The sequence below is a fragment of the Tomitella cavernea genome, from assembly GCF_016599145.1.
Taxonomy (GTDB): Bacteria; Actinomycetota; Actinomycetes; order Mycobacteriales; family Mycobacteriaceae; genus Tomitella; species Tomitella cavernae.
In genome coordinates this window covers 22,931-29,598 of record NZ_JAENKO010000033.1, presented here as the reverse complement: position 1 = coordinate 29,598, position 6,668 = coordinate 22,931, and the positions used below count along the sequence as shown (strand labels likewise).

The 6,668-nt window shown below is 69.3% G+C and carries 5 protein-coding genes; 3 read left to right on the top strand and 2 right to left on the bottom strand.

What is annotated here, in order from left to right:
- The first annotated feature begins 266 nt into the window (after positions 1-266).
- Positions 267-1,139, top strand: coding sequence for an endonuclease domain-containing protein (locus tag JJ683_RS12410; protein ID WP_200174514.1), 873 nt, complete (start codon positions 267-269; stop codon positions 1,137-1,139).
- Between the two features lie 103 nt (positions 1,140-1,242).
- On the opposite strand, the gene JJ683_RS12405 is transcribed toward JJ683_RS12410, so the two are convergent.
- Positions 1,243-3,516 (bottom strand): heavy metal translocating P-type ATPase, encoded by a 2,274-nt coding sequence (locus tag JJ683_RS12405; RefSeq protein WP_200174512.1) that lies wholly within the window; start codon positions 3,514-3,516, stop codon positions 1,243-1,245.
- A gap of 39 nt (positions 3,517-3,555) precedes the next feature.
- The gene (locus JJ683_RS12400) at positions 3,556-3,765 is read right to left on the bottom strand and encodes a heavy-metal-associated domain-containing protein (RefSeq protein ID WP_200174510.1); all 210 of its coding nucleotides are present in this window, start codon (positions 3,763-3,765) and stop codon (positions 3,556-3,558) included.
- Positions 3,766-4,016: 251 nt separating this feature from the next.
- Here JJ683_RS12400 and JJ683_RS12395 point away from each other — a divergent pair, with 251 nt between their 5' ends.
- Entirely contained in the window at positions 4,017-4,724 is a 708-nt protein-coding gene (locus tag JJ683_RS12395) for a PaaI family thioesterase (protein ID WP_200174509.1), read from the top strand.
- A 43-nt stretch (positions 4,725-4,767) separates the two neighbouring features.
- On the top strand, positions 4,768-6,216 hold the full coding sequence (locus JJ683_RS12390; RefSeq protein WP_242474670.1) for a DHA2 family efflux MFS transporter permease subunit: 1,449 nt from the start codon (positions 4,768-4,770) through the stop codon (positions 6,214-6,216).
- The last annotated feature ends 452 nt before the right edge of the window (positions 6,217-6,668 follow it).

Sequence of the window (6,668 nt, the reverse complement as noted above, 5' to 3'; positions counted from 1 at the left end):
GGTAGTGGGGGTGGTCCCCTGCGGGGTGTCTTCGTCTGGGGTGGGCGTCTTGGGGGGCTGTCCGGGGTGCGTATCCGCCGATCAGCACCCCGGACAGCCCCACTCGACGCGGGTGCGGGGTGGTCGGCCGCCGCTGTGCATCGAGTCGGGTGCTGACGGGCGAACGTGCACTGGAATCCGTACTGCTCGACGCGGCTGATGGTTGGTTGTCCACAGGGTGTGGATAAATGTGCCGCGGGCCGACCTTCTTCCGGAAGACTCGGAGCATGGGGGAGATGACTGGGCCGTTCCGAGCCTCGGAAGCGGTGAGCAACGGGTGGGTCAGCGAACACTACGTGCGCACGAAATGCATCCGGCTGATGCCCGACGTCTACATGCCGAAGGGGATGAGGCTCACGGCACGGCGTAAGGCGATGGCGGTGGCGACCTGGTCGCGGAGGCGGTTGACGCTGTGCGGGTTCTCTGCTGCGGCGATGTGGGGCACGAAGTGGATCGACGACTCCGAGCAGGCAGAGTGCATCTCGGCCTGTCAGCTGCGCGCGCCGTCGGGCGTCATCATCCGTCGCGACCGGCTCGGGCCGGGCGACGTTTGGCGAGAACGCGGCTTCCCCGTCACGTCGCCTGTGCGCACGGCGTTCGATCTGGGGCGGAGGTTGACGATGTCCCGCGCCGTCGCGGTGGTCGACGCGCTGTACCAGACCCGATTGCTGCGCAAGACCGAGCTCGCGGATTACGCCGATGCGCATCCGAGCATGCGTGGGATCCGGCAGCTACGCAACGTCATCGAGTTTTCGGACGAGGGTGCGCAGTCGCCGCAGGAGACGCGGACGCGGCTCGTGATCCTCGACGCCGGCCTGCCGCGACCGTCGACACAAGTCACCATCTTTGACGCGGCGAACCGTTTCGTAGCCCAGGTCGACCTGTGCTGGCCGCAGTGGCGGGTCGTGGTCGAGTACGACGGCGACGACCATCTGACCCGCAGGCGCCAGGCCAAGGACATGACGCGAGTGAATGCGTTGGGGGATCTCGGGTGGAGAGTGATCAAGGTGAAGGCCGAGCTGCTGGCGGATCCGCGGAAGCGGGCGATTGTGATCGAGCAGATCCGCGGGGCCCTGCGGCAGGCGGGGGCACCGGTGTGAATCGGGGCCACCGACGCCGAGTGGGGCTGTTCGGGGTGCGAATCTGGTGATCGGCACCCCGGACTGCCCCACTCGGCGAGCTGGAGGGCGGTGAGCCCGCCCGTTATGCCCCCGCGAAGCTCCGCAGCCGCAGCGAGTTGCCCACCACGAACACGCTGGAGAACGCCATGGCGGCGCCGGCGATCATCGGGTTGAGCAGCCCCAGCGCGGCCAGCGGGATCGCCGCCGTGTTGTACCCGAACGCCCAGAACAGGTTGCCCTTGATGGTGCTCAGGGTGCGCCGGGAGAGCCGGATGGCGTCCGCGGCGCTGCGCAGGTCGCCGCGCACCAGGGTGATGTCGGCGGCCTCGATGGCCACGTCGGTGCCGGTGCCCATGGCCAGCCCCAGGTCGGCCTGGGCGAGGGCGGCCGCGTCGTTGACCCCGTCGCCCACCATGGCCACGACCCTGCCCTCGGACTGCAGGCGTGCCACCACGTCCACCTTGTCCGCGGGCATGACCTCGGCGAACACCTGCTCGATGCCCACCTCGCGCGCAATCTCCTCGGCCACGGCGGTGTTGTCGCCGGTGAGCAGGACAGGTGTGAGCCCTAGTGCGCGGAACCGGGTGATGGCCTCGGCGCTGGTGGGCTTGACCTTGTCGGCCACCGACACCAGCCCCAGCACCCGCCCGTCGGCGGCGACCGCGACGACGGTGCGGCCCTGCCCCTCCAGGTCGGACTTGCGGGCGGCGAGCTCTGCGGTCAGGTGCTGCGACCAGTCGGCCAGCAGTGTTTCGCGCCCCACCACCACGGCGGTCCCGTCGACGACGCCCTGCACGCCCTTGCCCTCGACGTTCGCGAACGACTCGACTCCGGGCAGCGGGCCCGCCTCGGCGATGGCTCCGTCGGCGATGGCGCGGGCGATGGGGTGCTCGGAGGCATTCTCCACGGCCCCGGCCAGGCGCAACAGCTCGCCACGGTCGACCCCGTTGGCCGGCACGACGTCCGCCAGGCTCATGGCCCCGGTGGTGACGGTGCCGGTCTTGTCCAGCACGATCGTGTCGACGCCCCGCGCGGATTCGAGGATCTCCGGCCCCTTGATGAGCACGCCCATTTGCGCGCCGCGGCCGGTGCCCACCAGTAGTGCCGTGGGCGTCGCAAGGCCCAGCGCGCACGGGCAGGCGATGATGAGCACCGCGACGGCGGCCGTGAATGCGGCCGTCGCCCCGCCGCCGGTCGCGAACCACACGATGAGCGTGACGACGGCGATCGCGATGACGATGGGCACGAAGATCGACGCGACTTTGTCGGCCAGGCGCTGCACCTCGGCCTTGCCCGACTGCGCGTCCTCGACCAGCTTGGCCATCTGCGCCAGTTGGGTGTCGGAGCCGACACGCGTGGCGCGCACCCGCAGCAGACCGCCGGCGTTGACGGTGGCGCCGGTGACGGCGTCGCCCTCGCCCACTTCCACGGGCACGGACTCGCCGGTGAGCATCGACATGTCCACGGCCGAGCTGCCGGAGACGACGAGCCCGTCGGTGGCGATCTTCTCGCCGGGGCGCACCAGGAACTCGTCGCCCACAGCGAGCGTGCCGACGGGGATCCGGGTCTCGACGCCGTCGCGGAGCACGGCGACGTCCTTGGCGCCCATGTCCAGCAGCGCCCGCAGCGCCCCGCTCGCGCGGAGCTTCGCGCGCTTCTCGAAGTAGCGCCCGGCCAGCACGAACATCGTCACGCCGGCCGCCACCTCGAGATAGATGTTGCCCGCCCCGTCGCCGGCGCTGGCGGTGAAGGTGAAGCCGTGCCGCATGCCGTTCATGCCGGCGGTGCCGAAGAACAGCGCGTACAGCGACCAGACGAATGCGGCGAGCGTGCCCACCGACACCAGTGTGTCCATGGTGGCGGCACCGTGCCGCAGGTTGGTCCAGGCCGCCTTGTGGAACGGGTACGCCGACCACACGATGACCGGCGCGGCCAGGGTGAGCGACAGCCACTGCCAATTGTCGAACTGCAGCGGCGGGATCATCGCCAGCGCGATCACCGGCACCGACAGTACGACGGAGCCGATGAGCCGTTGGCGCAGCGTGATCAGTTCCCGGTCTTCGGGCTCCTCGGCCGGCCCATCGGAAGGGGCCTCCCGCTCCGGCTCGGCGCGCTTAGGGAGCTCCGCGGTGTAGCCGGTCTTCTCGACGACGCGGATGAGCTCCTGAGGGTCGAACCCCTCGGGCGTGGTGACCTTGGCCTTCTCGGTGGCGTAGTTGACCGAGGCTTCGATGCCGTCGAGCCTGCCCAGCTTCTTCTCGATCCGCATCGCGCACGACGCGCAGGTCATGCCGCCGATGTCGAGGTCGATCTCAGTGCGGGGCGCCTCGTCCTGCGTGGTTTCCGGCGCGGTCATGTCTTGCCTTCCTCCGCGGTACAGCGCCGCGGTCGGGGGTTATTTGCGGCATGCCTGGTATCCGGCCTCGTCGACGGCGGAGATCACCGCCGCGTCGTCCACCGGCTGCAAGGAGGAGACGACCAACGTGCCGTCTTGCGCGCTGACGGAGACGACCTCGACGCCCGGGAGGGCCTCGACCTCTTCGCGCACGGCGCCCTCGCAGTGTCCGCAGGACATTCCGGTCACGGCGTATTCGGTGGTGCTCATTGCGAGTTCCTCTCGTCGTCACGGATGGTGTTGCTCTGACTCCGTTCTACCCCTAGGGGGTATGCCGACAACATACCCACAGGGGGTATATGGGTCAAGCGGTGGGGTGGGTTTCGTCGGGGTCGGGTCCGTGGCGGGGTCCCGCAGTGACGATGCGGCAGGAGCGATCGTCGTCACATCAGTGCAGGCCCGCGCCTCTCAACGACGTTGACATCGGTATTCTGGCCGGATTCAACGCGTGAAGGACGGCTATGACGAAGGCGAACGGCCCGGGCGGGCATTCCCCGCTCCGCTTCTTCCGGCAGGATGACCGCTCCCAGGAACAGATCGACGCCGAGGCGGCGGTGGTCGGCCCCCTCGCCGAGGACCTGCGGGTGCTCAACGAACTCTCGGTGGTCTCGGAGGTGGACGCCGAGGCCGTGGGCCGTGTGCGCGAGCATCTCGAGGCTGCGCGTGCGATCCTCGCTGAGAGGACCCTCGATGTGCCGTACGGGATGCATTTCGCGACCGACGTCCATCAGCGCTCGTGGGGGAACGCGGCCGTGGGGCTGCGCAATCCCATTGCTCCTCCGCTGGAGTGCGCGCACGACGACGACGGCACAGTTCACGCCGACGTTTTCCTGCATCGCGGCTACGAGGGTCCGCCCGGGCTCACGCACGGCGGGATCTCCGCGTTGATCCTGGACCAGGTGCTGGGATACACGGCTGCGGTCAACGGTTGCCCAGGGATGACCGGCACACTGACGCTGCGGTACCGGAACCCGACGCCGCTCGGGGCCCTGCACGCGGAGGCGCGGGTGGACCGCATCGAGGGCATCAAGGCGTTCGTCGTCGGGCATATTTCGGACGGCGAAACCGTTTGCGTGGAGGCGGAGGGCGTCTTCATCCTGCCGCGCTGGGCGCGCGAGCGGATGGCGGCCGAAGCGTCGGCCGTCACCGAGGCGCCCGCACACAACTGACCTTCAGGGCCGACGACATACCAACGGGGATCGACAGGGGAATATGACGACGAACGATACGGGGACGATGGACATGCAGGGCTCGTCCGCGGCCGAGGAAAGCGCCGTCGGTCCACGCTCGGGACTCATCATCGGGATGCTGGTGGTCGCCGCGTTCGTGATGATCCTCAACGAGACCATCGTGTCGGTGGCGCTGCCGGACCTGGCGAAGATCCTCGACGTCAGCGCCACCACCGTGCAGTGGCTGGCCAGCGGCTTCCTGCTGACCATGGCCGTGGTGATCCCCACCACGGGATTCCTGCTGGAGCGTTTCTCGCCGCGTGCGATCTTCCTGACGGCGATGAGCCTGTTCTCGGTGGGCACTCTCGTGTGCGCCGCTTCCCCGAACTTCGAGGTGCTGCTGGCGGGCCGCGTCGTACAGGCCGGCGGCACTGCCGTCATGATCCCGCTGCTCATGACCACTGTTATGCGGCTGGTGCCGGAGGACAAGCGCGGGGCGACGATGGGCACGATGGCGATCGTCATCGGGTTCGCCCCGGCGCTGGGGCCCACCGTGGGCGGCGCGATCCTGTCCGGCATGGGCTGGCGGTGGATGTTCTGGCTGGTGCTGATCCTTGCGGCGGCCATGTTCGCGGTCGGCGCCACGCGCATGCACGTGCCGGGCGAGACGCGCAAGGTGCCGTTGGACGTGGCATCGGTGATCATGTCCGGGCTGGCGTTCGCCGGGATCGTCTACGGGTTCTCGCTGATCGGGCGGTCGGGCGACACGCTGATGCCCGCCTGGGCGCCCATCGTCGCCGGCCTGGTGGTGCTGGGCGGATTCGTCTGGCGTCAGATGGTGCTGCAGCGCGAGGACCGGCCGTTGCTGAGCCTGCTCCCGCTGGGCTACCGGCAGTTCACGGTCTCGGTGATCGTGGGCGTGCTGGTGTTCATGTCGCTGCTCGGCGCCGGGGCGATCCTGCTGCCGATGTACATGCAGAACGTCTTGGGTGAGAGCACGTTCATCACCGGCCTCGCGTTGCTGCCGGGCGGCCTGGCGCTGGCCGCGCTGTCTCGCCCGGTGGGGCGGCTCTACGACCGCGTGGGGGCCCGTCCGCTGCTCATCCCCGGCGCCGCCGGCATGACGGCGGCGCTGTGGCTGTTCGCGCTGCTGGGCGAAGACTCTTCGGTGTGGGCGGTGATCGGCATCGACATCCTGTTGATGGTGGCGCTCGGCGTCATGATGACGCCGATGATGACCGAGGCGCTGGGCGTGCTGCCGGACTCGCTGTACTCGCACGGCAGCGCCATTCTCACCACGCTGCAGCAGGTGGCGGGCGCTCTGGGTAGCGCGGTGTTCGTCTCCGTCGCCACGCTGGGCAGCAGCGGCCCCATCCTCGACGCCGACGGCATGCGCCTGGCGTTCGCGACGGCCGGGGCCATCAGCATCGTCGCCTTCGTCGCCACGCTTTTCCTCAAGCGCAGCGCACCGGCCGGCGGGCACGGTCACTGACAGGCATTGCGCAGAAGACGGCTGTGGCGCGGTTCCGCGGAACCGCGCCACAGCCGTCTCCACGTAGTGGGATGGGGTCCAGTGGTGTGGACTGTCAGCCGCCGATGAGCCCGAAGGCGGCGATCGGCATCGCTCCGGCGATGAGGCACCCCGCACCGCCGACAATGCACGCCGTCAGCTCCCGACGGTCTTGTGTACGCAACATGCGAATCAACTCTCACCCCGCTTTCACGATGCCGGTACGCGAAAAAGTACCGGACACGACTGCAATTCCAGGGGCCGCGCCGCGCGGCCGCCCGCCCGCGGATCCGCGCATGGCGTACCCGCTCCGCGCGCCGGATATCCGGCGTGGAGGAGGAAAGGGTGCTCGGATCGAGGAGGGAGCGGGGCGGTGTCCGCCGCAGGCCCCGGCACGACCCTAGTGCCGGGTAGTGGAAAAGGCCAGGGTGCGT